Origin of the sequence: Arthrobacter sp. 35W (genome assembly GCF_000482545.1) — a bacterium.
Classification (GTDB): Bacteria; Actinomycetota; Actinomycetes; order Actinomycetales; family Micrococcaceae; genus Specibacter.
On the sequence record NZ_KI519454.1, the window covers coordinates 911,336 to 936,787 of the forward strand.

Consider the following 25,452-nt stretch of genomic DNA (forward strand, 5'->3'; position numbering starts at 1 on the left):
ACGGTCAATCCAAGGAGGGGACGTATGGGACTTTTGGAAACGATCGGGCATCCGCAGGACCTGAGCAGGCTCACTGACGAGCAGATGGTCCAGCTAGCTGCGGAGATCCGCGAATTTCTGGTGGCCAATGTGTCCCAGACGGGCGGCCACCTGGGCCCCAACCTCGGCGTCGTCGAGATGACTCTGGCGATCCACCGCATCTTTGATTCGCCCCGTGACAGCGTCATTTTCGACACGGGGCACCAGTCCTATGTGCACAAGCTGGTCACCGGCCGGCAGGACTTCTCCACGCTGCGCCAGCAGGGCGGCCTCTCGGGCTACCCGGACCGCGGCGAATCCGTGCACGACATTGTGGAGAGCTCGCACGCCTCCTCCTCGCTGTCCTGGGCCGACGGCATCTCCCGCGCCCGCCAGCTCACCGGCGACGGCGACCGCTACACGGTGGCCGTCATCGGCGACGGTGCCCTGACCGGTGGCATGACCTGGGAAGCGCTGAACAACATTGCCGCGGACAAGCGCCGCCGTGTGGTGATTGTGGTCAACGACAACGGCCGCTCCTACGCGCCCACCGTCGGCGGCCTGGCCGACTACCTCGCCTCGCTGCGCCCGGCCATCGACCAGGTCCGCACGCACCGCCGCTACGAAGACACCATGAGCTGGGCCAAGCAGAAGCTGCAGTCCGGCAATCTGGCCGGGCAGTTCATCTACAAGAGCCTGCACGCCGCCAAGAAGGGCGTCAAGGACTGGTGGGCCCCGCAGGGCCTCTTTGACGATCTGGGCCTGAAGTACATCGGCCCGGTGGACGGCCACGACCAGAAGGCCATGGAGGCCGCACTGGCCACCGCCCGCAACTATGCCGGCCCGGTCATCGTCCACGCCATCACCGAAAAGGGCCGCGGCTATGCGCCGGCCCGCGCCCATGAAGCGGACCAGTTCCACGCCGTCGGCGTCATCGACCCGGAGACGGGGGAGCCGATGGATTCGCCCAGCGGCAAGTCCTGGACCTCCGTCTTTGCCGATGAAATCGCCGACATCGCCGATGAGCGGCCCGACGTCGTCGGCATCACCGGGGCCATGCTGATCCCGGTGGGCCTGCACAAGATGGCGGCCAATCACCCCGAGCGCGTGTTCGACGTCGGCATCGCCGAGCAGCATGCCCTGACCAGCGCCGCGGGCATGGCCTTCGGCGGCCTGCACCCAGTGGTCGCCATCTACGCCACCTTCCTCAACCGCGCCTTCGACCAGCTGCTGATGGATGTGGCCCTGCACAAGGCCGGCGTCACGGTGGTCCTGGACCGTGCCGGTGTCACCGGCCCCGACGGCCCCAGCCACCACGGCATGTGGGACATGGCGATGCTGCAGATCATCCCCGGCCTGCACCTGGCCGCCCCGCGCGACGCCGTGCGCCTGCGCGAGGAGCTCCGCGAAGCCGTGGCCGTCTCGGACGCCCCCACGGTGGTCCGCTTCTCCAAGGGTGTGGTGGGGCCGGAGGTCAAGGCGCTGGAACGGCTTGCCGACGGCGTCGACGTCCTGGCCCGGCGCCCCTCCGACGACGGCAGCTTTGACGTGCTGCTCGTGTCCGTCGGCTCGATGAGCGAGATGGCCCTGGATGTCGCCAAGCGCCTCGGGGCCCAGGGCATCAGCTCCACTGTCGTGGATCCGCGCTGGGTGCTGCCCGTGCCGAAGTCCGTGGTCCAGCTGGCCTCCGAGCACCGCATCGTGGTGGTCCTGGAGGACGGCGTCCGGGCCGGCGGCGTGGGCTCGCGCATCCGCCAGGAAATGCGGGCGGCCGGCGTGGACACGGCCTTGAACGAGGTGGGCCTGCCCGTCGAGTTCCTGGTGCACGGCAGCCGGTCCCAGGTGCTGGAGCGCATTGGCCTGACCGCCCCGCGTGTGGCCCAGGACATCGTGGAGCAGGTGCTGGGCACCAAGGTTCCTTTCGCCCGTCCGCTGCCGGGCCAGGAAGCCCCCCGCACCGGACAGCTGCCCCGCCTGTGAGCACCGGCGCACATCCCGCCCCCGTGGGGATCCAGCCGGGCGATCTGGTGGTGGCACGGAACCGCAAGTTCAACGGCAAGGCGCATTGGGTGGTCCCCGGGCGCTATCTGGGTACGGACGAACACGGCCACTGGATCTTCCAGGGCACCAACGAGTTCATCTCCCGCCCGGGAGCGGCCCTCTACACGGAATCCGATGCCGTCCTGCTGATCCCGCACACGGGCAGCTGGGTGGCCACGTTCTACGATGACGCGCACCCCACGGGCTGCCGCATGTACATCGACCTGGCCCTGGATCTGGACTGGCAGCAGATTCGGCCGGGCATTTTTGAGTTCCACATGATCGACATGGACCTCGATGTCATCTCCACCCGGTCGCGCGGCGTCTTCATCGATGATGAGGACGAGTTCGCCGAACACCGGGTGCTGATGGACTATCCGCCCGCAGTAGCGGCGGCCATCGAGGCTGAATGCCAGCGGATTTTTGCCGCCGTCACCGACGGAGCGGCACCATTTGACGGACGAGACACCGCTTGGTTCGCCAAGGGAAGGGTAGACGCATGAGCATCGTCAGGCTGTACAAGAAGGACGACGACGGGGCACTGAGCTTCCGCGAGGCATGGATCGACGCACCGGAACCGGAGGATGCCGACGGCGCCGATGACATTGACGCGCGCGACGCGGACGACGACGGTGTCTGGTTTGTGGTGAACCACGGACCGGTGGGCTTCCAGAGCTCCACCAAGGAAAACAAGGTGGCAGACGTCGCCGAGGCCGAGGCCCTGCTGGCCGCGTTCCACGACCAGTGTGTCACCGACGGTTTTGCCGAGGTGCCGCTGGCTGAGCAGTCCTGGGTTGTGGCCCAGTTTGCCCTGAAGAACTCTGCGGCGGGGGAGCGCGACAAGTATCTGGAACGCAAGGCCTCCGAGGCCATCACCTCCTACTTCGCCTGGCGCGGCATCGGCGTGGTGGACCGCACGGAGATCGTCGCGGGCGGCCACGGCACCGGCAAGCTGAACATCTACACCCTCAGCCCGGACGCGGCCAAGGCCGTCGCCGGCATCAAGATCGCCATCCGCGAAGCCAAGCAGGACTTCACCAAGCTCAGCATCGGCGTCGCCCCCTACGACGATCTCTCCGCCATCAAGGCCAAGCACCAACCCAAGCCCGGAGCCTTCAGCCTCTAGGTCCGGGACCTCCGGGACGCGCAAGTGCATTCGTGACGCAGTTCCCCTTCCAGGATGCGTCTAGTACTGCATCCCGGAAGGGGAGCTGCGTCGCTGGCTCATCCACCGGGACTCTTCCCCTGTCGGGCGGGCATGTGCGGGGCTAGCATGGGACCATGTCTGCCGAGATGGACGCCTATGCCAGGGCCCTTGACCGGGCGCGGGAGCACTCGCTTGCGTGGTTGGAGTCGCTGTCCACCCGCCGGATGGGCCCCACGGCCGACGCCGACACCCTGGTTCCGCTGTTCGGCGGGCCGCTGCGCGACGGCCCCACGGACCCCGCCGCGGTCGTCGACGAGCTGGCTGCCCTGGCCGAACCCGGTCTAATGGCCATGCCCTCCGGCCGGTTCTTTGGCTGGGTCATCGGCGGCACGCTCCCGGCGGCCCTCGCCGCGGACTGGATGGTCAGCGCCTGGGACCAGAACGCCGTGCTGCGCTATGCCACACCCGCCATCGCCGCGGCCGAGGAGGCCGCAGGAGGCTGGCTGCTGGACCTGCTCAACCTGCCCCGGGCATCGGGCGTCGGCTTCACCACCGATGCGACCATGGCCAACTTCACGGGGCTTGCCTGCGGCCGGCGGAGCGTCCTGGCCCGCCTCGGCCACGACGTCCAGCGGGACGGGCTCAGCGGTGCGCCGCGCATCACCGTGCTGGTGGGTGGTGAGCGGCATGTCTCCATCGACCTCGCCCTGCGCTATCTGGGTCTGGGCGCCCCCGTGGCCGTCGCCGCGGATGAGCAGGGGCGCATCATCCCGGCCGCCTTGTCCGAGGCTTTGGAAGCAATCGACGGGCCGGTGATCGTGGCCCTGCAGGCGGGCAACCTCCACTCGGGCGCCTTCGACCCCATGCGCGAGGCCGTGGCCCTCGCCCACCGGCATGGCGCGTGGGTGCATGTGGACGGCGCGTTCGGCCTGTGGGCCGCGGCCAGCCCCGCCTTCGGGCACCTGGTGGACGGGCTGGACACCGCCGACTCGTGGGCCACCGATGCCCACAAGACGCTCAACGTCCCCTATGACTGTGGGATTGCCATGGTGGCCCAGGCGGACGTCCTGCGGGCCGAGTTCGGCGTGAACACCAGCTATTTCATCCAGGACGACGACGGCCCGGGCGATCCCTTCGAACGGGTCCCGGAGTTTTCGCGCCGGGCCCGCGGAGTCCCCGTGTGGGCGGCGCTGCGGTCGCTGGGGCGCAGCGGTGCCATTGCCCTCATCGAGTCCCTGGCGGCCAACGCCAGAGCGCTGGCGGAGGGGCTGGGCGCGCTGGACGGGGTGGAGGTGCTCAACGACGTCGTCTTCACCCAGATCTCGCTGGCCTTCGGCTCCGATGAGAAGACCCGCCGGGTCGCGGAGCTGCTCATCGAGGATGGGACGGTGTGGATGTCCGGCTCGCGGTGGCGCGGCCGGGAGATTGTGCGCATTTCGGTCAGCAATTGGTCCACCGATGCCGCCGACGTCGAGGCCTCCATCGCGGCCGTGGCGCGTGCCGTGGCGGCCGCCTGAACCCCGCCGCCGGATGATTCCACCCTCAATCCTTCCCTGCCGGGGCCGATAGGGTGGATCCATGACTGACTACCGCCAGCTAGGCAACTCTGGACTCACCGTTTCCGTCGTCGGACTCGGCTGCAACAATCTGGGCCGCCACGGCACGCCCACCGAAACCCAAGAAGGCACCGACACCGTCATCCACGCAGCGATCGACGCCGGCATCACGCTCTTCGACGTGGCGGATGTCTACGGCAAGACGCCGGGCCTCAGCGAGGAAATGCTGGGCAAGGCGCTGGTGGGACGACGCGACGACGTCATCGTCGCCACCAAGTTCGGTCTGGACATGGGCGGGGCCAACGGTGCCGATTGGGGCCGCCGCGGCTCGCGCCGGTACATCATCAAGGCCGCGGAAGCCTCCCTGCGCCGCCTGGGCACCGAGTGGATCGACCTCTACCAGTTCCACACCCCGGACAATGAAACCCCCGTCGAGGAGACCCTCGCCGCGCTGGACGATCTGGTCACCGCCGGCAAGGTCCGCTACATTGGTCACTCGAACCGGGCCGGATGGCAGATTGCCGACGCCGAGTTCACCGCCCGGATGGGTGGCTACACGCCGTTCATCTCCAGCCAGAACCACTACAACCTGCTGGACCGCCGGGCCGAGCTTGAGGTCACCCCGGCCGCCGAGGCCTACGGGCTGGGCGTGCTTCCGTACTTCCCGCTGGCCAACGGCCTGCTGACCGGCAAGTACAGCTCCGGAAAGGCCCCCGAGGGCAGCCGGTTGACGCATTCGCGGCAGAACCTGCTGGAGAAGGCCGATTTCGGCCAGTTGCAGGAGTTCTCCGCCTTCGCCGCGGATCGTGGCGTCAGCGAGGTCCAGGTAGCGTTCTCCTGGCTCGCCTCGCGCCCGTCCGTGGGCTCCGTCATCGCCGGCGCGACGACGGTGGCCCAGGTGCAGGCCAATGCGGCGGCCGCGTCCTGGGTTCCCAGCACCGAGGATCTGGCCGCCCTCGACATCATCTTCCCGGTGGTGCCGAAGGTCGCCCTGTTCTAGGGAGCCGGATCAAATGACTGTGGCCGGGCCCGTACGGGCCCGGCCACACATGGTTGCGACGCGAAAAGGGAGGGCCGCCTAGATGCTGACGGTGATGAACTCGCCGTCGATCGCGGCGGCGTAGCGCTCCAGTGCCTGGCGTGCGGGGCCGACCACCACCGTGCCGTCCTCGGCCTTGAAGGTGGAGCCGTGGCACGGGCAGGTGAACTTGGTGCCGGCCGCCGCCACCGTGCAGCCGGCGTGCGTGCAGACGTCGCTGTAGGCCAGCACAGTGGTCTCATCGGGGCGGAAGATCAGCACACCCTTGCCATTGGCCTTGCCGGCGGCGCTGCCGCCCACGGGGACATCCGCCAGCCTGCCCACCTGCACCGGCGTGCTGGAGGAGGACGTGGGGATGGGTGCGGGGGTGCTGCCTGCCGGTTCGGCTCCCTGGCTCGTCGCGGAACAACCGGCGAGGGCGAGGCCGCAGGCGGCGGTTGAGACACCCAAAACGGTGCGGCGGGTCAGTGTGGGCTCAATCGTCATGCTTCCCAGTCTGCCAGAACTCCTTGGACGCTTGCTGTGAGTCTGCCGGAGGCGAATTTGAGGGAGCCGAATCTGGTGGGACCGACGACGGCGGCCGTCCCGGTGGTGGGACGGCCGCCGTCGTTCTCGACTGCGCTGCTAGACCGAGGCGAGCACCGGGGCGTGGAACGGGTGGCCGTTCACGCGCACCGAGGCGCCCACGCGGTCCAGATACGGCGTGATGCCGCCCAGGTGCATCGGCCAGCCGGCGCCAAGGATCATGCACAGATCGATGTCCTCCGGGCCGGCGACTACTCCCTCGGCCAGCATCAGGCCGATCTCCTCGGCCAGGGCGTCCTGGGTGCGGACCAGCAGCTGCTCCGCCGTGGAGGGGTTGCTGCCGAAGGACAGCAGGTCAAGCGTTTCCTGCGGGACAAACTGGCTGCCGTCCGGCGCCGTTTCCCAGATGCTCTTCCTGCCGGCATCGATGAGCCGCTGCAGGTTTGCCGAGACGGCAATCCGCTCGCCAAAGGCGGCATGCATGGACTCCGTGACGTGCTGGGCCACAGGCAGGCCCACCATGGCGAGCAGGTTGAACGGCGTCATGGGCAGGCCCATGGGGCGCAGCGCGCCGTCGGCCGTGGCGGCGTCCGTGCCCTCGTCAAAGGCGGCGAAGACCTCGCTCATCAGGCGCAGCAGCACACGGTTCACCACGAAGGCGGCGGCATCCTTCACCAGCACCGCCGTCTTGCGCAGGGTCTTGGCCGTGGCGAACGCTGTGGCCAGCACGGCGTCGTCGGTCTCGGGGGCCCGGACGATCTCCAGCAGCGGCATTACGGCCACCGGGTTGAAGAAGTGGAAGCCCACCAGCCGTTCCGGGTGCTTGAGGTCCGCGGCCATGGCCGTGACCGACAGCGAGGAGGTGTTGGTGGCCAGAATGCACTCGGGGGAGACGATCTCCTCCACCTCGGCAAAGACCGCCTTCTTGACGTTCAATTCCTCAAAGACGGCCTCGATCACGAAATCGGCGTCGGCGAAGGCGGCCTTGGACACCGAGCCGGTGACCAGGGCCTTGGTGCGGTTGGCGGCGTCGGGGCTGATCCGGCCCTTGGCCAGCAGCTTGTCCACCTCGGCGTGGACGTGGCCCACACCCTTGTCCACGCGCTCGGCGTCGATGTCCGTCATGACCACCGGCACCTTGAGCTGGCGCGCAAAGAGCAGCGCAAACTGGCTCGCCATCAGGCCGGCGCCCACCACGCCCACCTTGGTGACGGGCCGGGCGAGCTTGGCGTCCGGTGCGCCGGCGGGGCGCTTGCCACGCTTCTGCACCAGGTCGAGGAAGGCGTAGACCGTGGCGCGGAACTCGTCCGTCTGGATGAGCTCGCCCAGGGCCACGTCCTCGGCCGCGAAGGACTCGGCCTTGGTCCAGGTCTTGCCCTTCTCGAGCAGGTCGATGACACGGCCCGGTGCTGGAGCGGCATTGGAGGTCTTGGCCTCCACATACGCCTTGGCACCGGCGACGGCGGCATCCCAGGCGGCGTCGTCGGCCGCGGACAACGGCTCGGCGACGGCGTTGGGCCGCTCCACCGTGGTCTGGCCGGTGATGACCCTGGCCGCCCAGGCGAGGGACTGCTCGACGAAGTCGGCCGGTTCGAAGAGGGCATCGGCGATGCCCAGCTCAAAGGCCGCCGGTCCACTGAGCGTGCGGTTGTTGGCCAGCGGGTTCTCCAGCATGACCTTCACGGCGTTGGCCGGTCCGATCAGGCGGGGGAGCAGGTACACGCCGCCCCACCCCGGGACCAGGCCCAGGAACGCCTCGGGCAGGCCCAGCGCGCCGGCGCCGGTGGAGACGGTGCGGTAGTTGGCGTTCAGGGCGATCTCCAGCCCGCCGCCAAGGGCCAGGCCGTTGATGAAGACGAAGCTGGGGACGCCGAGGTCGCTCAGCGTGGAGTAGACATCGTGGCCGAGCCGGGCCATGGCAATGCCGGCCTCGGGGTTGCTGAGCTTCTTGATGGCGGACAGATCCGCGCCAGCAACCAGGAAGTACGGCTTGCCGGTGACGCCGACGCCGGTGATCTCGCCCCGGGCGGCCCGCTCGCGCTGGGCCTCCAGCACGGTGCCCAGTTCCACAAGGGTGTTGGGGCCCAGCGTGGTGGGGCGGCGGTGGTCCAGCCCGTTGTCCAGGGTGATCAGGGCAAAGGTGCCGGCGTTCCCAGGAAGGGCCACGTCCTGGATGTAGGAATGGGTGACGACCTCGTCCGGGAAGAGCTCGGCGAGTTCGGTGAAATCCTTGGCGCTCATGCGGCGCTCCCTTCGGTGGTTGAGCCTGGGGCCACGGCCGCAGGGTTCCCTGGCTGAGCTTGCGAAGCTAGGGGGCGGGTGGGGAGCGAAACCTCGGCGGCCGGTTCCCAGTGGGGATTCTCCCAAATGACGGTGGCGCCCATGCCCAGGCCGATGCACATGGTGGTGATGCCGTAGCGGACCGAGGGGTCCTCCTCGAACTGCCGGGCCAGCTGGTTCATCAGGCGCACGCCGGAGGAAGCCAGCGGGTGTCCGACGGCGATCGCGCCGCCGTAGCGGTTCACCCGGGGATCGTCGTCGGCGATGCCGAAGTGGTCCAGGAAGGACAGCACCTGCACGGCAAAGGCCTCATTGATTTCGAAGAGTCCGATGTCCTCGATGGACAGTCCGGACAGCTTCAGGGCCTTCTCCGTGGCCGGGACCGGGCCGATGCCCATGACATCGGGCTCGACGCCGACATAGGCGTAGGAGACCAGCCGCATCTTCACCGGCAGGCCCAGTTCCTCGGCCGTCTCGGCGGAGGCCAGCAGGGCCGCCGTCGCGCCGTCGTTCAAACCTGCGGCATTGCCGGCGGTGACGCGGCCGTGGGCGCGGAAGGGGGTGCGCAGGCCCGCCAGATCGTCAAGGGTGGTGCCCGGCCGCGGCGGCTCGTCCACGCTGTTCAGGGCCCAGCCGGCTTCGGGCTTCATGGTGGCGACGGGGACCAGATCGGGCTGGATCTGGGTGTTGGCGTACGCGGCGGCCAGCTTCTGCTGGCTGGCGAGGGCATAGGCGTCCGTGCGTTCCTTGGTGATGGCCGGGAAGCGGTCGTGCAGGTTCTCGGCCGTGTTGCCCATGTTCAGGGCGGCGGGGTCCACCAGGCGCTCCGCCATGAAGCGGGGGTTAGGGTCCGCGCCGGCACCCATCGGGTGGTTGCCCATGTGCTCCACGCCGCCGGCGATGACGACGTCGTAGGCTCCGAAGCCGATGCCCGATGCGGTGGTGGTCACTGCCGTCATCGCCCCGGCGCACATGCGGTCGATGGCGAAGCCGGGCACGGACTTGGGCAGCCCGGCCAGCAGGGCTGCGGTGCGGCCGATGGTCAGGCCCTGGTCGCCGGTCTGCGTGGTGGCGGCGATGGCCACCTCATCGACACGGGCGGCGGGCAGCGAGGGGTTGCGGCGCATCAGTTCGCGGATGCACTTGACCACAAGATCGTCGGCGCGGGTGCCGGCGTAGATGCCCTTCTCGCCCGCCTTGCCAAACGGCGTCCTGACCCCGTCCACAAAGACGACGTCTCTAATCTGCCGGGTTTTCTCCACCTGTAACTCCTCGTCGAGACTTGGGTGCCGAGCAGCCCGAAAGGGGCGCCCGACGGCGTCAAGAGTTATGTTACTCGTCGGTAACTTAGGGTGCAAGCGTGGCGCAGATCACGGCGGGAAGCGTCTCGGCTAGAGTTCCTCGCCCTTGGCGGCCTTGGGTTCCTTGACGGGCAGCGGATCCGGGTTGGCGAATGCGCCGGCCAGCAACGGGGCAACATGCTCCACCTGCCAGCGGCGGGCGCCCAGATTGGCGAGCTCGGCGGCGATCCCGGCGCTGGACGTGTCCGCCGGCGGGCGCCAGGTGACGCGGCGCAGGTAGTCCGGCGTCAGGATGTTCTCCACCGGCATGTTCAGTTCCTTGGCCAGCTCGCCCAGCAGGCGGCGCCCCGTGGCAAGGCGGGCGGCCGCGACGGGATCGCGGTCGGCCCACACGCGCGGGGGCGGCGGGGCGTTGGTGGAGACCTGCAGCGGCGGCAGCTCCGACGGCGCCAGGTCCCGTGCCGTGGTGATGGCGCGCAGCCAGCGCGGAGCCTCGCGGGAGGCCGCGCGGCCGTGGAAGCCGTGGACGGCCAGCAGCTGGGGCACTGTGGAGGGCATGGCCTTGGCGGCCGCCACCAGGGCGGAGTCGGGGATCAACCGGCCGGGGGCGACGTCGCGCTTGCGGGCGAGCTGGTCGCGCTCATTCCACAGCTCACGCACGGCGGCCAGCTGGTGCTTGTTGCGCAGCTGGTGGGTGCCTGTGGTGCGGCGCCACGGATCCGTCTTGGGCTCGGGCAGGCCGGCGGCCAGGATCGCCTCGAACTCTTGTTCGGCATAGTCCAGCTTGCCCGTGGCGGCCAGCAGCTCAACGAGCTCCTCGCGCAGCTCGGCGAGCACCTCGACGTCCAGGGCGGCGTAGCGAAGCCACGGCTCGGGCAGCGGGCGGGTGGACCAGTCGGCGGCGGAGTGCTCCTTGGCCAGGCCGAAGCCGAGCAGGTTCTCGATGACGGCGGCCAGCCCCACGCGCGGCATGCCGGCGATCCGGGCGGCCAGCTCCGTGTCGAAGAGCATGTCAGGCCACATGCCGAGTTCGGCAAGGCAGGGCAGATCCTGGGTGGAGGCGTGCAGGATCCACTCCACGCCGCGCAGGGCGTCATTGATGATGGCCAGGTCCTCGAAGGGCTCCGGGTCGATGAGCCAGGTGCCGGCGCCCTCGCGGCGGATCTGGATCAGGAAGGCGCGCTGTCCGTAGCGGAAGCCGGACGCGCGTTCGGCGTCGACGCCGGCGGGGCCGGTGCCGGCGGCCAGGGCGGCGGCGCAGCGGGCCAGACCCTCGGGGGTGGCGATCACATGCGGAACGCCGTCGCGGGGGGTGTCCAGCTCAACCACGGCGGGAATGTCCGAGAGGTCCAATGACTGGCCGTTCACCGTGATGGGCGGCAGGCCGCCCTCGGCGGAGTCATTGATGTCCTCTGAGCCGTCTGTGCCGTTGGACGGTCCGGACTCCAGCAGGGCTGCGGCCGAATCGGTGGCGGAAGTGGTGGCCGGGGCTGCCGAGCGGGGCGTTCTGCCGCTGCGGACTCGGGTGCGCTTTTGGGTGCTGGAGCTGGTCATGATGCTTCCAGTCTACCGAGCGGACCCGCTGACACCGGCCTCGACGCTAGTTGCGCCGCAGCCGGGGCAGTGCGCTGACGCCCTCGGGGAGCGGTGGAAGGCCGGCAAAGGTGCACACCATGTCGCTCCAGGCTTCCAAATGCGCCTGCACATCCGGCCCGTCGGGCGTCCAGGAGGCCCGCAGTTCGATGTCGATGGAATCCGCGCGCTCGGACAGCGTGCCGAAGCTCTCACTGAGGATGCGGGTGGCCGTGCCCCCGGCCTCGCGGTAGCCGGCGTCGTGGTTCTCCAGGGCATCGACCAGCCACGTCCAGGCCACCGAACCGAGCATCTGGTCATTGCCGAGCTCGGCCTCCAGCTGGGCCCGGATGTAGGTGACGATGCGGAAGGTGCCGTCCCAGATGGTGGAGCCCGCCGGGTCGTGCAGCAGGATGAAGCGGCCGGTGGCCAGCTCTGGCTCGCCCGTGACGGCGGAGGCCGGCGGCAGGTGAAGGGGCTGGTGGCTGCCCACCACATGGAGCCCCGGTGCCGGGGCAGGGGCCACTTCGGCCTCCAGTGCGACGGAGAAGGGGGCCAGCCGGGCGGGGGCCGGTAGTTCGGACAACCGAAGCTCCGGGCGGCACCGGCCCTCCCGGAGGGAGGCCAGGGCGGTCAGGAAGTCTGAAGGTAGCTGTGCTAGCGCGCTCACCATGGCAGATTATGTGCCAAGCACCACAAACGGCGGCAGGCGCGCCGAATGGCGTTCCTGCCGCCGGTGCGGACGTAGGATGTCCGGTCAGCGCGAGAGCTCGGCCCGGATGGCCTCGGCAAAGGTGTCGATGTCCGCCTCGGTGGTGTCGAACGAGCACATCCAGCGCACCTCGCGGGCCGCCTCGTTCCAGTCGTAGAACCGGAAGGCCTCCCGCAGGCGGTCCGCCACACCCTCGGGCAGGATGGCAAAGACGCCGTTGGATTGCGTGGGCTGGGTTGGGACGACGCCGTCGAGCCCTTCCACAGCGGCGCGCAGCCGGGTGGCCATCGCGTTGGCGTGGCCCGCGGACTGAAGCCACAGGTCTCCCTCGAGCAGGGCGATGAACCCGGCGGAGATGAAGCGCATCTTCGAGGCTAGTTGCATGTTCATCTTGCGCAGGTAGATGAGGCCATCGGTGGCCTCGGGGTTCAGGGCGACCACTGCCTCGCCGAACATCAGCCCGTTCTTGGTGCCGCCAAAGGACAGGACGTCCACACCGGCGTCGGAGGTGAAGGCGCGCAGGGGTACGCCCAGATGTGCCGCCGCGTTGGCCAGCCGTGCGCCGTCCATGTGCACCTTCATGCCCAGGGAGTGGGCGTGGTCGGCAATGGCCTTGACCTCCTCGGGCGTGTAGCAGGTGCCCAGCTCGGTGGTCTGGGTGATGGAGACGGCCAGCGGCTGGGCGCGGTGCTCGTCGCCAAAGCCCCAGGCCTCCTTGTCGATGAGATCCGGGGTCAGTTTGCCGTCGGGAGTGGGAACGGCCAGCAGCTTCATGCCGCCCACCCGCTCCGGCGCGCCATTCTCATCGCAGTTGATGTGGGCCGTGGCCGCACAGACCACCGCACCCCAGCGTGGCAGCAGCGACTGCAGGGCCAGCACATTGGCGCCAGTGCCGTTGAAAACCGGGAAGACCTCCACGGGGCGGCCGAACTTCTCCGCCATGACCTCGTGCAGCCGCGCCGTGTAGACGTCCTCGCCATAGGACACCTGGTGGCCGTCATTGGCGGCGGCCATGGCCGCCAGCACCTGGGGATGGACGCCGGAGTAGTTGTCCGAGGCAAAGCCGCGCAGTGCGGTGTCGTGCAATGCGGTGAAGCTGCTGTCAGTCACGTGGAGAATCCGCCTTAAAGTCAGGAGAGGTCGATGCGGGCGCCATTGACGGCGTCCGCTGGCTGGGTGAACAAGCCAACTATGGTGTCGGCCAGATGTGCAACGCCGGTGAAGCCGGGGAAGGAGCGTTCGGGGGACGCGGCGCGCATGCCGTCATCCACCAGGGCCTTGACCACCAGCACGACGGCGGCGCCGCGGCCGGTGCCCGAGGCGAACCCCTGGCCGACTGCCTGAGTCCACGCCTCTGCCGCTGCCTTGGCCGCCGCGTAGTTGGCATTGCCGGCCGTCGGGGCCGTGACGGAGGTGGAGGAGACAATCACCAACCTGCCGGCCGCGGAGTCGTCAAGGTCCGCGTAGAAGGCCCGCGAGGTGTTGCGCAGCGTCGTCAGAACGTTGCGGTGCAGCACGTCCCAATCCTCGTCCGACTGTCCGGCAATTCCCTTGCCGCCGCGCCAGCCGCCCACCAGCTGGATGAGCCCATCCAGCGGGCCGAAGTCCCGGTGGACGACCTCGGCGAGGCGTGCGACGTCCACCGGATCGGCAAGGTCGCACACCAGCGGCACCACTGCAGGGCCGGCGGCATCGGCCGCGGCCCGGATGCGGTCGGCATCGGAGCCCACCGTGAGCACGCGCATGCCGGCGCCGAGCAGGGCCGAGGCCGTGGCGATGCCGGCGGCACTGCTGCCGCCGGCAATCAGGACAAGTGGTTTTTCGCTTCCGTGGGGCACAGTTCCCAGCGTAGCCACTTAGGCGGCGTGTGCGGCGTTGGTGCCTGACATGTCGCTGGCTCCCGTGATGCCGGAGGTGGAGTCGATCACCGGGCGCATCTTCTTCTCCAGCGCCTCATAGAACATGGAGAGCGGGAACTCGTCGTCGAGCACCTGGTCGGTCAACCCGCGCGGGGCGCCGTCCAGCGGCAGCGCATCCGGCCCCTTGGCCCAGACGGAGGCCGGGTTCGGGGTGACGGTGGCCGAGATGAGCTCGTAGGCCGCCAGCCAGTGTGCCGTCTTGGGGCGGTCGATGGAGCGCCAGTACAGCTCCTCGATCTGCGCACCCAGGGCGATGACGACGTCGGGCACGGACTCCCAGTCGATGGCCAGTTTGGTGTCGGTCCAGTGCAGCACGTGGTGCTGGTGCATCCAGGCGAAGAGCAGCTGGCCGCCGAGGCCGTCGTAGTTGCGCACCCGGGAGCCGGTGATGGCGAAGCGGAAGATCCTGTCGAAGATCACCGCGTACTGGACCAGCTTGGCCTGCCTGCGGGCGTCCTCGGAGGCGTTCTCATCGTGTTCAATCCGGACGGATTCGCGGAAGGCGGTCAGATCGCAGCGCAGTTCCTCCAGGGAGTACAGGAAGAACGGCATGCGCTGCTTGATCATGAACGGGTCAAAGGGCAGATCCCCGCGCATGTGCGTGCGGTCGTGGATCAGGTCCCACATCACAAAGGTCTCCTGGGCCAGCGCCTGGTTGTCGAGCAGCTCGGCGGCATCCGCGGGCAGTTCCAGGGATGTGACCTCCGCAGCGGCGCGGAGCACCCGGCGGAAGCGGGCGGCCTCGCGGTCCTGGAAGATGGCGCCCCAGGTGAAGGTGGGGGTTTCGCGCACGGCGACGCTCTCCGGGAAGAGCACCGCGGAGTTGGTGTCGTAGCCCGGGGTGAAGTCGATGAAGCGCAGCGGTACGAAGAGCTTGTTGGAGTAGTCGCCGGCCTCCAGCTCGCCAATGAACTCGGGCCAGATGACCTCAACGAGCACTGCCTCGACGAAGCGGTTGGTGCTGCCGTTCTGCGTGTACATGGGGAAGAGGACCAGGTGGCCCAGTCCGTTGACGCGGTGCTCCTGCGGAGCGAAGGCGAGCAGGGAGTCCAGAAAGTCCGGGACGGCGAAGTCCCCGGCGGCCCAGTGCTGGAAATCGGCCACGAGCAGGCGCAGGTACTCGCCGTCGTGGGGGAAGTTAGGGGCCAGTTCCGCGATGCCGGCGGTGATGGCCGCGACATGGGTGCGCGCAGCGGCATGGTCGCCCGCCACGGGGACGGAGCCGTCCTTGACCTGCAACTGCTGCAGCGCCGTTGCGGCGGCCTTGAGCGAGAGCCAGGCGGGGGAGAGGGCCAGGGCGTCGTTGTCCTGGCTGCTGTGCTGGATGGCTGGGCTGTGCTGGATGGCTGTGTTGTGCTGGATGGCGCTCTTGGCGCTGGTTCGGGGGGTGCCCTGGGTGTCGAGTGCGGTGTTCACTTCTTGCCACGTCCTTCATGTCTCGGCAGGGCCTGCGCGCAATGGATTCGCGGGGCCGGAGGCTGTGGATCGAGCGTAGCAACAGAACAGCAAGACTTACTTCGAATTGGCATAAGCATAAGAAACAGTCATGCTCGGGCGCAATGCGGAGCACCTCTGGCCCAGCAGCGGGAAGGGTTGCCCGGCGGCGCCGGCACCCGGGAATGCAGAATGCCGCAGGCGGCGCACGTGAAAGTGCACTGCCTGCGGCATTCGACGCCGTGCCGGAATCAGCCAGCCTGGGTGGGGCGGAGCGACAGGGAGACGGAATTGATGCAGAACCGCTGGTCGGTGGGGGTGTTGTAGCCCTCACCCTCGAAGACATGCCCCAAGTGGGAATCGCAGGCGGCGCAGCGCACCTCCACGCGGTCCATGCCCATGGTCCTGTCGTGGATGTACTTCACCGTGCCCTCCGCCAAGGGGGCGAAGAAGGACGGCCAGCCGCAGTGCGAATCAAACTTCTCGTTGCTCGTGAACAGCTCCGTCCCGCAGGCGCGGCAGGCGTAGACGCCTTCGGTGTGGGTGTCCCAGTATTCGCCCGTGTAGGGGCGCTCGGTGCCGGCCTTGCGCAGGACGGCGTATTCCTCGGCCGTCAGCTCGGCACGCCATTGCTCGTCGGTCTTCACCACTGGCACAATGCTGGCGAACTTTGGTGCGGTGGTGGCAGGGGTCTTGGTGTCGTCGGTGTTCATGACTATGTAACGCCTAGGAGTCCCCGATGAATCCCGATCCGGAGTACAAATGCAGCACGGGAAGCCCCAGCTTGTGCTGCGCCTGGCTGGCCCAGTCCTGCCGGAAGGTGTCCGCCAGTGCATGGGGGCGGGTGACCACCACGGCCTGCCGCGCGTCGGTGGCCTTGACCTCCGCCACCAGGGAGTCGACGGCGTTGCCCTCCGCAACCCTGCCCGTCGCATGGGCGCCGGCGGCCCCCAGCGTCGCCAGGGAGGCGGCGAGGATCTCGGAGGCCTCGGCCTTGACCGTCTCGGCGTCGCGGTGTTCGCGGAACTCGCGCAGCGCTCCGGGCAGGTCGAGCATCGTCAACTGGTCCACCACATCGACCAGGAGGTTGCGCTTGGTGTCGGCCGGAACCAGCAGCACCAGCACAACGTCGTCACCGTCGTCGTACAGGCGAGTGATGTTGGCGGCATCCGCGGCCACCAGCGGTTCCTCGGTCAGGATGATGATCGAATCGCTCATGTGCCAAGAGTATGCCAGCGGCGCGTTTTCGTTCCGCTTTTCCCCCGACGATTTGGCCCACGATTTGTGCCGCCGCTTTCGCCGCGCCCCGGTGTGCCGCTCGACGTGCCCGGAGCCATTGGACACAATGGAGTCATGGCATCTACGGCGGGACAAACACGCAGCTCGTGGCTGAAATGGTCGGCGCTCGCCGCCGCTGCCGGTGTGGCGGGGGCCTCCGTGGTGGCGACGACGACGTCGGCCCTCGCCGGCTACTTTGCGCGCAAGGTGGTGACGCCGGACCGGGTCCGTGAGGAGGACCTGCCCATCCTGGCAGTGATCCCCGACGGCACCAAACTCCAGATCGTCCTGCCAGCCACCGCCGACACCACCGTGGAGGGCAGCTACGGGCTCTTCTTCGACCGCGGCGCCGGCCACGCCGTCGTCGGCCGCATCATCTCCCACGTGCCCCGGGAGGGAACCGTCACCCGCGAGGTGCTCCGCACCACGGCGGGGGACCTGCGCCACGCGCGGCAGGGCTGGTGGTCGGGATCCATCTTCACCCATCCCTCGCAGCTGGGCCTGGGGAGCGAGGACGTGACCCTGGAACTTCCCGGCGGCCCCGCACCGGCCTGGCTGGTGCCGGCGGATGAGCCGCTGGCCACCTGGGCCATCATGGTGCACGGCCGCGGCACCTCCAGGATGGAGGGCCTGCGCGCCGTTCCCGCGGCGCGTGCCCTGGGTCTGAATTCGCTGCTGATCTCCTACCGGAACGACGGAGAGGCTGCGGCGGCGGACGATGGACGCTATGGGCTCGGCGTCACCGAATGGGCCGATGTGGAGGCCGCCATCGAGTACGCGCTGGCCCACGGTGCGCACGATGTTGTCTTATTCGGCTATTCGATGGGCGGTGCCATTGCCCTGCAGGCGGCGGACCGCAGCAGGCTGCGCCGGCACATCAAGGCGCTGGTGCTCGATGCCCCCGTGATCAATTGGGTGGACGTGCTGGCCCACCAGGCCCGGCTGAACCGGCTGCCGGAGGCCGTGGGGCGCTATGGCCAATTGATGCTCACCCACCCGTTGGGCAGGCGCGTCACGGGGCTGGCCGCGCCCGTCGATCTGAAAAGCATGGACTGGGTGGTCCGGGCGGTGGAGCTGCGCACGCCCACCTTGATCATCCACAGCATCGACGACGACTTTGTGCCGTACGGCCCGACGGCGGAATTGGCGCGGAAGAACCCGGAAATGGTGGAGTTCGAGCCGTTCAGCCACGCCCGCCACACGAAGGAATACAACGTGGATCCGGTGCGCTGGGATGCCGTGGTGGATGCCTGGCTGCGCCCGCGGCTGGGCCGCTACCAGCTTCCGCGCAACGGCGGCGAGGAGTAGCCGCGCCCTCTGCAGCTCGGGGCGCCGGGACGGTCCTAGGCGGCGCCGGTGCCGATCGGTGCGACGGACGCGCGGGTGAGGGCAATCAAGTCACCGGGGGCCAGCTCAATGTCCAGCCCGCGGCGCCCGCCGGAGACCAGCATCGTCTCCAACCCCAGGGCGGAGGAATCCACCACCGTGGGGGAGGGGGAGCGCTGGCCCAGGGGCGAGATGCCACCGAGCACGTAGCCGGTGCGGCGCTGTGCGGCGGCCGGATCGGCCATGGCGGCCTTCTTGGAGCCCACGGCCGCGGCCAATGCCTTCAGGTCCAGGGAGCCGCTGACCGGAACGACGGCCACCACCAGGGTGCCCTCGACATCGGCCATCAACGTCTTGAAGACGCGCTGCGGGTCGATGCCCAGAACCTCGGCGGCTTCCAGCCCATAGCTGGAGGCCGCCGGGTCGTGGGCGTAGGGGTGCGCCGTGAACTGGACGCCGGCCGCAGCCAAAGCCACGGTGGCGGGGGTTCCCGGAGCCTGCTTTCCAGCCGACCCCTTGACCCTGGTTGTCTTGGCCATTGGGCTACGCGGTGGGTTCGATGGCCCGCAGGCCGCCGGCAACCTTGCGCTTGATGCGCCCCAGCATGGCCGTCATGCCGCGCATGCGCAGCGGCGTGATGGCCCGGGTGAGGCCGAGCTGGTGCGGCATGTCATCGGGAACGGCGAGGATCTCCTCGGCGGTCAGCCCATCCAGTCCGTCAAAGAGCACCGAGGCAAAGCCGCGCGTCGTCGGCGCCTCCGGAGGCGCCTGGAAGTACAGGCGCACGCGGTCGCCGTCGTCGTGCTTCTCGGCCTCAACGGTCAGGAACAGCGGCGACTGGCACTCCACCACCTGCTCGAGCAGTTCGGGGTGGTCCTTCAACCTCTCGGGCAGCGGCGGGAGCGAACGGGAGAACTCCAGCAGCAGCTGGAGGCGCTCGGGCTCGTCAAGGGCCTGGAAGTCTTCAACAATCTCGGCCAGGGCGGCCGGCAACTTGTAAGTAGTCATCTCTTCAAGCGTACTGAAGAAATGCGGGCCCCGAGGCCCGCATTTCGTCTAGTTGCTTCCGGGAACCTCTCCCCGCTCGGCGCCCTTGACGATGGGTACGCGCACGGCGTTGCCCCATTCGGTCCAGGAGCCGTCGTAGTTGCGCACAGAGTCGAAGCCCAGCAGGTACTTCAGCGCGAACCAGGTGTGGCTGGAACGCTCGCCGATGCGGCAGTAGGCCACGACGTCGTCGCCGGCGGTGAGGCCGGCCTCGTCCAGGTAGATGGCCTCGAGCTCGGGGCGGCTGCGGTAGGTGCCGTCCTCGGCTGCGGCACGGGCCCACGGCACGGAGGCGGCGGTGGGGATGTGGCCGCCGCGCAGGGCGCCTTCCTCGGGGTAGGCGGGCATGTGGGTGCGGACGCCGGTGTACTCCTCGGGGGAGCGGACATCGATCAGCGGCTTGCCCAGGTGCGCGAGGACATCCTCCTTGAAGGCGCGGATCGGGGCGTCATTGCGCTCCACCACGGGGTACTCGCCGGGGGCAGCCTCGGTCTTGTCCGTCGTGAGCCCGCGGCCCTCGGCAATCCACTTGTCGCGGCCGCCGTCGAGCAGGCGGACGTCCTCGTGGCCGAAGAGGGTGAAGACCCACAGGGCGTAGGCGGCCCACCAGTTGGACTTGTCGCCGTAGATGACCACGGTGCTGTCGCGGGAAATGCCCTTGGCAGCGGCCAGGGCGGCGAAGTCGGCGCCGTCAATGTAGTCGCGGGTTACCTCATCGTTGAGGTCCGTGTGCCAATCGATCTTCACGGCACCGGGGATGTGGCCGGTCTCGTAGAGCAGTACGTCCTCATCGGACTCCACCACCACGAGGGAGCCATCGGCCGTGGCGCCGCTGGCCAGGGCCTCGGCGAGCCACGCCGTGGAGACCAGACGCTCCGGGTGCGCGTACGCGGTGAACTTCTCGTTCGTTTCAACTGCAACGGCCATAGTGCCCTCACTTCTTGGATCAATGGTTGTCGTTTCGGTGCGCGGGCGCCCCAAGCGTCCGCGCTCCCCTCTCCACAGCGTAGCCACAGCACTGGTTCAAAAATTCCCGGCGTTAATCTGGCGCAACATGGTGCGCACCTGGTTGGCGGTATTCTTGCTGTGGCCCTCCCGCGGGCCACCCTTCACCCAGGTGCGCATTTTTACCGCACCAGACGTTTCCGGCATCGCAACGAATGGACCCCCTTGGTACAGCTTGAGCAACTCTCCTCCCGTAAACCGTCGATGTCGGTGGATGAGCTGCTCAAGGGCTTCCACCCGTCGCCGCGCTTCGGCGAGGTCTCCTTCGCCAGCTACCGGCCGGACCCGTCGCAGCCGTCCCAGGCCGCGGCCGTCAAGGCTCTGGAGCACTTCGGCTCCACCATCGGCCGCACCAAGGCCACCGGCCTGCGCAAACTCTTTGGCGGCAAGGCCAAAAAGGACACCAGCCGCGCCGGCATCTACCTCGACGGCGGGTTCGGCGTCGGCAAGACCCACCTGCTGTCCTCGCTCTGGCACCAGGTGGAGGGCCCCAAGGCCTTCGGCACCTTTGTGGAGTACACCAACCTGGTGGGTGCGCTCTCCTTCCGCAAGACGGTGGAGGCGCTCAGCCACTACACGCTGGTGTGCATCGACGAGTTCGAGCTGGACGATCCGGGCGACACCGTGCTGATGTCCCGCCTGATGCGCGAGCTGGCCGACGCCGGCGTGAAGCTTGCCGCCACGTCCAACACGCTGCCCGGTTCGCTGGGTGAGGGCCGCTTTGCCGCCGTCGACTTCGCCCGTGAGATCCAGGTGCTGGCGGACCAGTTCGATGTGCTGCGCATTGACGGCGAGGACTTCCGCCACCGCGGCCTGCCCACCCCGCCCAAGCCGCTGCACAACAGCGATCTGGACGCCTCCATGAAGCGCGAGTTTGACGGCCAGACGGTGGCAGTGGACGATTTCGCCACGCTGGTGGAACACCTCGCCGGCGTGCACCCCTCCCGGTACCGCCAGCTGCTGGACGGTGTGGACGCCGTCGTCTGGAAGGACGTCCACACCATTTCCGAGCAGTCGGTGGCGCTGCGCTTTGTGGTGCTGGCCGACAGGCTCTACGACAAGGATGTGCCGATCCTGGCCAGCGGCGTTCCGCTGGATGAGCTCTTCACCCCGGAAATGATGAACGGCGGCTACATGAAGAAGTACTTCCGCGCTGTCTCCCGCCTCACGGCACTGGCCCGCGAGGCCCAGACGCACGAGCCCAGCTGACGCCTAGCCGTTCAATTCCTCCCGGCCGGTGGAGGGTCCGTCCCGCCGTGGGCGCATCCGGAATGTTCATGCCCTGGGTTCCGTTCTTCTTAATGGTCCAACTGGTCCAGAGGAGAACATCATGTCGACACGTTTTTCAGCACCCACCGGCGCGCCCTTGGTCGCCGTCGTCGGCGGAACCGGCAAGCAGGGCGGATCCGTCATCGACGCTCTGCTGGCCCACGGCGCGCGGGTGCGCGCCCTCGTTCGCGACCCGGACACCCCGAAGGCGCGGGCCTTGGCGGAGCGCGGAGTCGACCTGGCGGTCGGCGACTTCACCGACCCCGCGTCGCTCGCGGCGCTGTTTGACGGCGTGGATGCCGCGTTCGCGATGACCACGCCGTTCCAGAGCAGCACCGAACAGGAGACGGCGGACGGGATCGCTCTTGCCGACGCCGCGGCCGGGGCCGGCGTCCCACACCTCGTGTTCAGCTCCGTCGGTGGCGCCGAGCGGGAAACGGGCATCGGGCACTTCGAGAGCAAACGCCGTGTCGAAGAGCACATCGAAGCGCTGGGCATCCACCACACCTTCCTCCGCCCGGTCCTCTTCATGGACAATCTGTCCGGATTCATGACGAGCGTCGAGAACGGCCAGGTAGTCGTCCGAATGGCGCTTCCCGACGGCATCGCGCTGCAGATGGTCGCCGTGCGTGATATCGGCCGGGCAGCCGCGGCCATCCTGCTCGGCGGAACCGCTGTCGAGGGCGGCAGCGTCGAGATCGCCGGCGACACCCTGACCGGCTCGCAGATCGCCCAGGCCATTGGCGCCCATGCGGGCCTTCCCGCACGGTACGAGGCACTGCCGCTGGAGGCCATCGCCGCCTACGGCGACACAGCCGCCATGTTCCGTTGGTTCGCCGAAACGCCCGCCTACCAGGCGGACTTCGCGGCGACCCGCGCACTCGCACCCGACGTCCTGGACCTCAACGCCTGGCTGGCCTTCTCAAACTGGCACCTTGGCGCGTGACCCGCTCCCGGCCCTCACACAGCGGGGCGTCCATCATCAGGAAGCGGCCTCGGCGTCCTGCCGGGCTGAATGCACCGGCGCCTTGCGGCGGCTGGTGAGGAGCCAGCGCACCAGCAGGCCCGCCAGCAGCGCCCAGAAGGCCGCACCGATGCCGCCGAAGCTCAGGCCCGACGCCGCCATCAGGAACGTGACGATGGCGCCAATGCGCTCGTGCGGGTCCTGCAGGGCCGCGGCAATGGCCGAGGCCATGGTGCCCAGCAGCGCCAGGCCCGCCACCGCCTCCACCAGCCCCGCCGGAGCCGCAGCCACCAGGCTCACCAGCGCCGCCGACGTCGCGGCCAGCACCAGATAGGCCCAGCCGGAGCTGAACGCGGCGATCCACCGCCGCTTGGGGTCGTGTCCGGCCTCCTCGCCCGCCGCCAGGGCCGCGCTGAGGGCCGCCAGATTGATGGCGTGCCCGCCAAACGGCGCACCGGCCATGGTGCCCACTCCCGTCACCACCATGGACGAGCGCCACGGCGTGGTGAAGCCAAAGGACTTCAGCACCGCCACACCCGGGATGTTCTGCGAGGCCATGGTGACGATGAACAGCGGCAGGGCAATGCCGGCCAGCGCCTGCAGACTCAGCGCCGGCGTCGTCCACACCAGGGCCGGCAGGAGCGGGGCGCCCGCGAGGCTGGCCCCCGTCGCGCCAAGGTAGATGCCGATGACGGCGAGGGCCACGGCGAGAGCCACCGGGACGGCCCAGCGCGAGGCGAGCTTCATCACCACCAGCCAACTGATGATGACAGGTGCAACCAATAGGGGAGTGGAACCGAGGGATTTGAACGGGGCCAGACAAAGCGAGAGCAGCACACCGGCCAGCATGGCCTGCGCCAGCGCCACCGGAATCCTGCCGATCAGGCTGCCCAGCGCCGGCACCAGCCCGGTGAGCACGATCATGGCCCCCACGGCCAGGAACGCGCCGACGGCGGCCGGCCAGCCGCCGTCGACCATTCCAGTGCTCACCAGCAGCGCGGCCCCCGGTGTGGACCAGGCCAGCGTGACGGGCACGCGGCTGCGCCAGGACAGCAGCAGCACGCCCAGCCCAAAGGTGAGGGTCAACGCCAGCAACCCCGAGGCCGCCTGCGCATCGGTGGCACCCACGGCCTTGAGCCCGGCGAGCACCACCGCGAACGACGACGTGAAACCCACCAGCGCTGTGACGATTCCCGCGACCACTTGGCGGGAGATGCCACGATCGGCGGGATGGTGGTGCTCAGGGCGGGTTGCTGCGTCGACGGCGTCGGCTGGATCGGCGGCCGAATGGGCGCTGTGGTGCATGGATGCTTCTTTCGTACTGATCGTTTAAGTTCAAGAACGCCGTTTAAGTGCAAGAACGCCGGTTCCGCCTCTCGGCAGTACCGGCGTCCTCTGACGCAATTCTTAGGGCAAGGCTCCTAGGCCGGATCCTCCGGCTTTGCTTCGCCGGCAACGCCGTCTACGAAGTTGGAGGCCGCACTCTGGGCGCCGTCGATCTGGTCTTTGAACTTGTCACCGGTCTTGTCATCGATGAAGTCACCAACCTTTTCGATGCCGTCCTTGACTACGTCCTCGTGGCCGTGGATCAGCTCTTCGGCCTTGCCCTTGATGTCGTCAAAAATAGACAACAGGCACCTCCCTTCGTCCGGCGGAGCCATTTTGCTCCAACACCAGTGATCCTAACCCCGGTTTCCATGCCCGCCAAGGGTCTCAAGGAGGTGAATTTGGGGTGTGTCGCAGCTAACTGCCAGCCGCGGAGAAATGTGGAATGCTTGAATAGCCAGCAGGCACCCCGGACGAGGTGCGCCGTACCCGGACAGCGACAAGACGGCGTGGGGAGGTTTGTCATGGCGTGGATCGTTTTGATTGTGTCCGGGTTGCTCGAGGCCGTATGGGCCACAGCGCTGGGCAAGAGTGCCGGCTTCACCAAGGTTGGCCCCACCATCGTTTTTGCGGTGTCCATTGTGGCCAGCATGGCCGGCCTCGCGTGGGCGATGCGGACGCTGCCCGTGGGCACGTCCTATGCCGTCTGGGTGGGGATTGGCGCGGCGCTGACGGTCGGATACGCCATGGCCACGGGTACCGAGACTGTATCCCTGGTGAAGATCCTGCTCGTTCTGGGGATTGTCGGCTGCGTTATTGGCCTTAAGGTGCTGCACTAGAGCTGTGCCGGTGGCGGCCGTTCGATCGCAATTCTGGTGGCGCGGCCCCATCCATCGGTGGCTCGACTCCGAAGACAAGGTACGGCGGAAAACCACGACCCTCGCCGGGGCATGGCTGCATCCGCATCATGCCGGGGCAATGGGTGAGGAATGCCCGTGACGACACCAGAATTCTTTTGGCCTTTTCCAATTGCTCCCATGGCAGAGGGTAGGCACCAGACGTGCCTCATGCTGCGGGGGATGGAGTCGATCGGGACGGCGCCGGGGCCCCGCCCGGTTGATGCCTAGGCCCCAACCGATTAACGGCATCCTCAGCGGTGCACCTGCCCGAAACGGGTTTGAGGCAACGAAAAAGTCCCTCTGGACAGCGTTTCTGCTGTTCAGAGGGACTTTCTTGTTGGTGGGCGATACTGGGTTCGAACCAGTGACCTCTTCGGTGTGAACGAAGCGCGCTACCACTGCGCCAATCGCCCATAGAAACGTAGTAGGACATTCACCTTTGCACCGCGTGATGCCTGCCGTTCCTGCGTGCTCAAAAAGCATAAACGAAACTTTCCGAAGTGCATAATCGGCGCGGAAAGCCCCCAGTTTGCAGTGAAATCGTCCGCGCCCTGCATCTGGGCGAGTGGGTCCGCAGCCCGATGGGCGCGAGAGTGGGGAACCGTGCGCCGTCGTCGTCCCCTTCTCAGATCGACACGGCAGTTGTGGCGGGTTCCGTCGCCGCAAACCCGCCACAGCTGCTGGCTCGATTCGTTGGTCGAGTGAAGCCGAGACCTTCCTTGGCCGACGGCGGCCGGGGACACCGTCGGTCGAGCCTGTCGAGACCCAGGGGCGCGGCTGCGGTCATGACGCAGT

The 25,452-nt window shown here is 68.3% G+C and carries 24 protein-coding genes, 1 tRNA gene and 1 riboswitch; of the genes, 9 read left to right on the plus strand and 16 right to left on the minus strand.

Annotated elements, in window-relative coordinates; all coding sequences use genetic code 11:
* Positions 1 to 24: 24 nt before the first annotated feature.
* The 5 genes from dxs to K254_RS0103880 all read left to right on the plus strand — a co-directional run bounded on the left by dxs (position 25) and on the right by K254_RS0103880 (position 5,761).
* Complete coding sequence (dxs, locus tag K254_RS0103860) at positions 25 to 1,998, plus strand: 1-deoxy-D-xylulose-5-phosphate synthase (protein ID WP_026554268.1); 1,974 nt, start codon at positions 25 to 27, stop codon at positions 1,996 to 1,998.
* Positions 1,995 to 2,561, plus strand: coding sequence for a DUF402 domain-containing protein (locus K254_RS0103865; protein WP_026554269.1), 567 nt, complete (start codon positions 1,995 to 1,997; stop codon positions 2,559 to 2,561). The genes dxs and K254_RS0103865 overlap by 4 nt, the downstream gene beginning before the upstream one ends.
* The gene (locus tag K254_RS0103870) at positions 2,558 to 3,184 is read left to right on the plus strand and encodes a hypothetical protein (protein WP_026554270.1); all 627 of its coding nucleotides are present in this window, start codon (positions 2,558 to 2,560) and stop codon (positions 3,182 to 3,184) included. Before K254_RS0103865 ends, K254_RS0103870 begins: the two co-directional genes overlap by 4 nt.
* Before the next feature lie 155 nt (positions 3,185 to 3,339).
* Positions 3,340 to 4,722, plus strand: coding sequence for a pyridoxal phosphate-dependent decarboxylase family protein (locus tag K254_RS0103875; protein ID WP_026554271.1), 1,383 nt, complete (start codon positions 3,340 to 3,342; stop codon positions 4,720 to 4,722).
* 61 nt (positions 4,723 to 4,783) lie between these two features.
* Positions 4,784 to 5,761 (plus strand): aldo/keto reductase, encoded by a 978-nt coding sequence (locus tag K254_RS0103880; RefSeq protein ID WP_026554272.1) that lies wholly within the window; start codon positions 4,784 to 4,786, stop codon positions 5,759 to 5,761.
* Positions 5,762 to 5,839: 78 nt separating this feature from the next.
* Here the strand turns inward: K254_RS0103880 and K254_RS24720 are convergent, their stop codons facing one another.
* The 10 genes from K254_RS24720 to K254_RS0103930 form a co-directional block, all read right to left on the minus strand.
* Positions 5,840 to 6,286, minus strand: coding sequence for a Rieske (2Fe-2S) protein (locus K254_RS24720; RefSeq protein ID WP_051388774.1), 447 nt, complete (start codon positions 6,284 to 6,286; stop codon positions 5,840 to 5,842).
* A gap of 138 nt (positions 6,287 to 6,424) precedes the next feature.
* Positions 6,425 to 8,566, minus strand: a complete 2,142-nt coding sequence (locus tag K254_RS0103890; RefSeq protein WP_026554273.1) for a 3-hydroxyacyl-CoA dehydrogenase NAD-binding domain-containing protein — start codon at positions 8,564 to 8,566, stop codon at positions 6,425 to 6,427.
* Entirely contained in the window at positions 8,563 to 9,867 is a 1,305-nt protein-coding gene (locus tag K254_RS0103895) for a thiolase family protein (RefSeq protein ID WP_026554274.1), read from the minus strand. Before K254_RS0103895 ends, K254_RS0103890 begins: the two co-directional genes overlap by 4 nt.
* A gap of 129 nt (positions 9,868 to 9,996) precedes the next feature.
* A complete protein-coding gene (locus K254_RS0103900; RefSeq protein WP_081709871.1) occupies positions 9,997 to 11,460 on the minus strand; it encodes an HRDC domain-containing protein in 1,464 nt (487 codons plus the stop codon).
* Positions 11,461 to 11,506: 46 nt separating this feature from the next.
* A complete protein-coding gene (locus K254_RS0103905) occupies positions 11,507 to 12,151 on the minus strand; it encodes a DUF3000 domain-containing protein (RefSeq protein WP_051388775.1) in 645 nt (214 codons plus the stop codon).
* A gap of 84 nt (positions 12,152 to 12,235) precedes the next feature.
* The gene (locus K254_RS0103910; protein WP_035748971.1) at positions 12,236 to 13,300 is read right to left on the minus strand and encodes a threonine aldolase family protein; all 1,065 of its coding nucleotides are present in this window, start codon (positions 13,298 to 13,300) and stop codon (positions 12,236 to 12,238) included.
* A gap of 20 nt (positions 13,301 to 13,320) precedes the next feature.
* Positions 13,321 to 14,028, minus strand: a complete 708-nt coding sequence (locus tag K254_RS0103915) for an SDR family NAD(P)-dependent oxidoreductase (RefSeq protein WP_026554278.1) — start codon at positions 14,026 to 14,028, stop codon at positions 13,321 to 13,323.
* 18 nt (positions 14,029 to 14,046) lie between these two features.
* Entirely contained in the window at positions 14,047 to 15,435 is a 1,389-nt protein-coding gene (locus K254_RS0103920; protein WP_026554279.1) for a DUF6421 family protein, read from the minus strand.
* Between the two features lie 359 nt (positions 15,436 to 15,794).
* On the minus strand, positions 15,795 to 16,256 hold the full coding sequence (gene msrB, locus K254_RS0103925) for a peptide-methionine (R)-S-oxide reductase MsrB (RefSeq protein ID WP_026554280.1): 462 nt from the start codon (positions 16,254 to 16,256) through the stop codon (positions 15,795 to 15,797).
* 13 nt (positions 16,257 to 16,269) lie between these two features.
* Positions 16,270 to 16,761, minus strand: a complete 492-nt coding sequence (locus K254_RS0103930) for a hypothetical protein (protein ID WP_026554281.1) — start codon at positions 16,759 to 16,761, stop codon at positions 16,270 to 16,272.
* A 135-nt stretch (positions 16,762 to 16,896) separates the two neighbouring features.
* Between K254_RS0103930 and K254_RS21635 the strand changes: the two genes are divergently transcribed.
* Positions 16,897 to 18,129: an alpha/beta hydrolase family protein gene (locus K254_RS21635; protein WP_051388778.1), complete on the plus strand. Its 1,233-nt coding sequence runs from the start codon at positions 16,897 to 16,899 to the stop codon at positions 18,127 to 18,129.
* A gap of 35 nt (positions 18,130 to 18,164) precedes the next feature.
* On the opposite strand, the gene ybaK is transcribed toward K254_RS21635, so the two are convergent.
* Genes ybaK through K254_RS0103950 form a run of 3 tightly spaced genes read right to left on the minus strand, consistent with a single transcriptional unit; the run spans position 18,165 to position 20,121 of the window.
* Complete coding sequence (gene ybaK, locus K254_RS0103940; protein WP_026554282.1) at positions 18,165 to 18,686, minus strand: Cys-tRNA(Pro) deacylase; 522 nt, start codon at positions 18,684 to 18,686, stop codon at positions 18,165 to 18,167.
* A gap of 4 nt (positions 18,687 to 18,690) precedes the next feature.
* Complete coding sequence (locus K254_RS0103945; RefSeq protein ID WP_026554283.1) at positions 18,691 to 19,155, minus strand: SufE family protein; 465 nt, start codon at positions 19,153 to 19,155, stop codon at positions 18,691 to 18,693.
* 48 nt (positions 19,156 to 19,203) lie between these two features.
* Entirely contained in the window at positions 19,204 to 20,121 is a 918-nt protein-coding gene (locus K254_RS0103950) for a sulfurtransferase (protein ID WP_026554284.1), read from the minus strand.
* A 243-nt stretch (positions 20,122 to 20,364) separates the two neighbouring features.
* On the opposite strand from K254_RS0103950, the gene zapE reads away from it, so the two are divergent.
* The gene (zapE, locus tag K254_RS0103955) at positions 20,365 to 21,408 is read left to right on the plus strand and encodes a cell division protein ZapE (protein ID WP_026554285.1); all 1,044 of its coding nucleotides are present in this window, start codon (positions 20,365 to 20,367) and stop codon (positions 21,406 to 21,408) included.
* A 121-nt stretch (positions 21,409 to 21,529) separates the two neighbouring features.
* The gene (locus K254_RS0103960) at positions 21,530 to 22,414 is read left to right on the plus strand and encodes an NmrA/HSCARG family protein (RefSeq protein WP_026554286.1); all 885 of its coding nucleotides are present in this window, start codon (positions 21,530 to 21,532) and stop codon (positions 22,412 to 22,414) included.
* Between the two features lie 36 nt (positions 22,415 to 22,450).
* Here K254_RS0103960 and K254_RS0103965 read toward each other — a convergent pair whose 3' ends face one another.
* Both K254_RS0103965 and K254_RS0103970 read right to left on the minus strand, forming a co-directional pair.
* The gene (locus tag K254_RS0103965; protein ID WP_081709872.1) at positions 22,451 to 23,737 is read right to left on the minus strand and encodes a benzoate/H(+) symporter BenE family transporter; all 1,287 of its coding nucleotides are present in this window, start codon (positions 23,735 to 23,737) and stop codon (positions 22,451 to 22,453) included.
* A 116-nt stretch (positions 23,738 to 23,853) separates the two neighbouring features.
* Positions 23,854 to 24,063 (minus strand): antitoxin, encoded by a 210-nt coding sequence (locus K254_RS0103970; RefSeq protein WP_026554288.1) that lies wholly within the window; start codon positions 24,061 to 24,063, stop codon positions 23,854 to 23,856.
* 137 nt (positions 24,064 to 24,200) lie between these two features.
* Positions 24,201 to 24,272: riboswitch (guanidine-III (ykkC-III) riboswitch) on the plus strand.
* 10 nt (positions 24,273 to 24,282) lie between these two features.
* On the opposite strand from K254_RS0103970, the gene K254_RS0103975 reads away from it, so the two are divergent.
* Positions 24,283 to 24,597 carry a DMT family transporter gene (locus K254_RS0103975; protein WP_026554289.1) on the plus strand — a complete coding sequence of 105 codons (315 nt, stop codon included), beginning with the start codon at positions 24,283 to 24,285 and terminating at the stop codon, positions 24,595 to 24,597.
* Between the two features lie 398 nt (positions 24,598 to 24,995).
* Here the strand turns inward: K254_RS0103975 and K254_RS0103980 are convergent.
* Positions 24,996 to 25,070, minus strand: a tRNA-Val gene (locus tag K254_RS0103980).
* Positions 25,071 to 25,452: the final 382 nt, after the last annotated feature.

What these genes read in the sequence shown, in the direction of transcription:
- dxs (WP_026554268.1), top strand. Translation starts at nt 25, where the DNA reads ATGGGACTTTTGGAAACGATCGGGCATCCGCAGGACCTGAGCAGGCTC.
- K254_RS0103870 (WP_026554270.1), top strand. Translation starts at nt 2,558, where the DNA reads ATGAGCATCGTCAGGCTGTACAAGAAGGACGACGACGGGGCACTGAGC.
- K254_RS0103875 (WP_026554271.1), top strand. Translation starts at nt 3,340, where the DNA reads ATGTCTGCCGAGATGGACGCCTATGCCAGGGCCCTTGACCGGGCGCGG.
- K254_RS0103880 (WP_026554272.1), top strand. Translation starts at nt 4,784, where the DNA reads ATGACTGACTACCGCCAGCTAGGCAACTCTGGACTCACCGTTTCCGTC.
- K254_RS24720 (WP_051388774.1), bottom strand. Translation starts at nt 6,286, where the DNA reads ATGACGATTGAGCCCACACTGACCCGCCGCACCGTTTTGGGTGTCTCA.
- K254_RS0103890 (WP_026554273.1), bottom strand. Translation starts at nt 8,566, where the DNA reads ATGAGCGCCAAGGATTTCACCGAACTCGCCGAGCTCTTCCCGGACGAG.
- K254_RS0103900 (WP_081709871.1), bottom strand. Translation starts at nt 11,460, where the DNA reads ATGACCAGCTCCAGCACCCAAAAGCGCACCCGAGTCCGCAGCGGCAGA.
- K254_RS0103905 (WP_051388775.1), bottom strand. Translation starts at nt 12,151, where the DNA reads ATGGTGAGCGCGCTAGCACAGCTACCTTCAGACTTCCTGACCGCCCTG.
- msrB (WP_026554280.1), bottom strand. Translation starts at nt 16,256, where the DNA reads ATGAACACCGACGACACCAAGACCCCTGCCACCACCGCACCAAAGTTC.
- K254_RS0103930 (WP_026554281.1), bottom strand. Translation starts at nt 16,761, where the DNA reads ATGAGCGATTCGATCATCATCCTGACCGAGGAACCGCTGGTGGCCGCG.
- K254_RS21635 (WP_051388778.1), top strand. Translation starts at nt 16,897, where the DNA reads ATGGCATCTACGGCGGGACAAACACGCAGCTCGTGGCTGAAATGGTCG.
- ybaK (WP_026554282.1), bottom strand. Translation starts at nt 18,686, where the DNA reads ATGGCCAAGACAACCAGGGTCAAGGGGTCGGCTGGAAAGCAGGCTCCG.
- K254_RS0103945 (WP_026554283.1), bottom strand. Translation starts at nt 19,155, where the DNA reads ATGACTACTTACAAGTTGCCGGCCGCCCTGGCCGAGATTGTTGAAGAC.
- K254_RS0103950 (WP_026554284.1), bottom strand. Translation starts at nt 20,121, where the DNA reads ATGGCCGTTGCAGTTGAAACGAACGAGAAGTTCACCGCGTACGCGCAC.
- K254_RS0103960 (WP_026554286.1), top strand. Translation starts at nt 21,530, where the DNA reads ATGTCGACACGTTTTTCAGCACCCACCGGCGCGCCCTTGGTCGCCGTC.
- K254_RS0103965 (WP_081709872.1), bottom strand. Translation starts at nt 23,737, where the DNA reads ATGCACCACAGCGCCCATTCGGCCGCCGATCCAGCCGACGCCGTCGAC.
- K254_RS0103975 (WP_026554289.1), top strand. Translation starts at nt 24,283, where the DNA reads ATGGCGTGGATCGTTTTGATTGTGTCCGGGTTGCTCGAGGCCGTATGG.